This window comes from Bartonella sp. CL100XZDX (assembly GCF_042195375.1).
Classification (GTDB): Bacteria; Pseudomonadota; Alphaproteobacteria; order Rhizobiales; family Rhizobiaceae; genus Bartonella.
In genome coordinates this window covers 1-2,426 of record NZ_JBHIOH010000055.1, presented here as the reverse complement: position 1 = coordinate 2,426, position 2,426 = coordinate 1, and the positions used below count along the sequence as shown (strand labels likewise).

General features: G+C 36.5%; 2 protein-coding genes. One reads left to right on the top strand and one right to left on the bottom strand.

Annotation, left to right across the window (positions count from 1 at the left end):
- A partial coding sequence (locus ACFILU_RS06330; RefSeq protein ID WP_375675233.1) for a DEAD/DEAH box helicase family protein occupies positions 1–1,019 on the bottom strand: 1,019 nt, incomplete at its 3' end.
- A gap of 974 nt (positions 1,020–1,993) precedes the next feature.
- On the opposite strand from ACFILU_RS06330, the gene ACFILU_RS06325 reads away from it, so the two are divergent.
- Positions 1,994–2,426: POTRA domain-containing protein (locus tag ACFILU_RS06325; protein WP_375675231.1), on the top strand; the 433-nt coding region annotated here is incomplete at its 3' end.

Sequence of the window (2,426 nt, the reverse complement as noted above, 5' to 3'; positions counted from 1 at the left end):
GCTTCATCACAAATGATCAGATCAAATTCGGGTAAATCATGGTCTTTTTGAGCATCCGAAATCACTTGGATTGAATGATAAGTTGAAAACACTACAGTCATTACATCAAGAGAAGTTTTATTGGCTTTACGCGCAAGTGCTTGCGCATCGGTCGTAGCCGGCAAGACAAGATCAGAGGCATCGAGACTAGCCTCATCATCATGTTTCCCTTTACGACGCTTACCCACTTGTGTATCAGAACACACGGCAAAAGAACGCAAGGGGATTTCTGTATCAAGGGTCCATTCACGGATTGTTTGTGACATCAAAGCAAGGGAGGGCACTAAAAACAACACACGCTTTCCTTTTCCTGCTATGGTTTCTGCTATCTTAAGACTGGTGAATGTTTTACCCGTACCACATGCCATAATAAGCTTGCCACGGTCCGCTTCTTTTAAACCTTCACAAACTCTTTCAAGCGCTTCTATCTGATGATCTAAAAGCTTTTTTTTCGGTTGCTCTTTAAGGACGGCTTGTCCTCGTTCTTTATAAGCGCCCCAATCAATTTGACTGTTTTCTAAATCAAACAGATTAATCTGTTGAATACGAACCTCTTGACCATCACAAGTGTTGTTAGCATTATCACTCCAATTGCTTTCGGTGCTATCAACCAAAATACGGCGCATAAAAATCTTTTTCCCAGAGGTAGCGATAAAGCTATCAATATCTTCTTTTTTAATTATGTGAGAAGCATCATAGCATTTACATTGAATAGCCGCATAACCTCCTTGATCACGGATTGTAGCGACCAGATCAATGCCGATATCACGTCCATCTTCATCATGCTCCTTAGCCCATTCCAAATAAGTCTGAACCTTTTCGTATTCTTGCTTTTGAAGCGGGTCGTTTGTCAAATAAGCCATGATAAGGTTTTCAAACAGCGTTCCTAATTCACGGGGTGATTTTGCTTGTTGACGATAATATTCTAAGAGAGAGCGTAAAGAGACATGTTCATTATCGGAATGATGAGGGCGAAGCATAAAGAATAAACTCCATAACAATGTATTCTATTGATTAATTCTCTTCAAAAGAATCAAAACGAAGCTTATTAAATCCATTTTGAACGAATTGAGAAAAAGCTGGAAAAAATGCTAAAAAAGCGGATAATTTTTTCAAAAAGTTTTTTTAAAGCTTGTTTATCCACAGCCCATGACATGGGATAAGATCAGCAAAGTAGTGAAATTTGCTGTTTATTTTATGGAAAAAAGACAAATTTGATATGTGCTTTTAAGATATCATAATGAGTATTTTGATAAGTTTTATGAGTCACTAAAATAGTCTATTTTGTCAGTTCAATTTACTGACACAAACTGACAAATATATATTATGGATTGTATTTAAGGTTGTATTGTCGATATAGGTTGTATCGTTAAAATACTAACATATTGAAATATAATGTTTTTAATTTTTTCTCATTTAAAAAAAATAATATAGGAGCTAGAATGAACTGACAAGACTGACAAAACTCTTCTGATAAGGTCACTCAGATCATTATCTTTGGAGAACGGGTGCTTAATGCGCTGTACAGAGAGTTTTTCCTATTTGAGTAGAAAGTTTTAAAAGACGTTTCTTTATTGTTTTCTATGATGGTTTTTGACGATAGGATGTGCTTGATAGCATGATGTCTCGTTTATATGCGTGTTGAGTGGCTTAGAGGAGCTGGAGAGTGAGTTTATCTCTAATTATTGATAAATATATTGTAGCATTAAACTGGGGATATTGATGTATTAACCATTGACGGGCTAAACAGTTTTGTTTAAAGGTTTTTTCATATAAATGTGGGGGGAGAGATCTTCAGCAAGTAAAATAAAGCGTTTTTGTAAAATAGAGCAGTTTTTGGGTATCACTTTTTTTGGTTACAGAGGCATGTGCTTTTGTTAAAAGCGTCATAGGGCAGTGGCTGTTTTGAGTGGACTTGTTAGAGGTTCCATGAAGTTCTTTTAAAGAGTGCTTCATGAATAATGCAAAGCGGGGGCAATCTGTATTGTTATTGATCTTTTTACGCCAAAGTTCTCTTTTGAGAATTTTTCGTGCCATTTTTGTTTTCTTTGGCTTGTTTACAGGTGTAAATGTTTATGCGCGCTCCTCAGCTATTTTTCATTCCCCAACAGATAATTTTTCTCGCAGCTATTCAGAAAAGCAGCAATTAGAAAGAATTGAGAAATTACGGTCTTTAACGCCTAAAAGGATAAAGACGCCTTCAGAGCAAAATCCAGAAACGCTTTTGGGTGGGAAACAATGTTTTCCCATTCATGCTCTTGTTGTTGAGGGAGTGCATCATGTCAAAAAGCGCTCTATATCAGCCCTAACAGAGCCTTATGTTGGAAGATGTATTGGTCTTGTTGATATTCAGCTCTTAATCAAGAAGTTAACCAAAGTTTATTTGG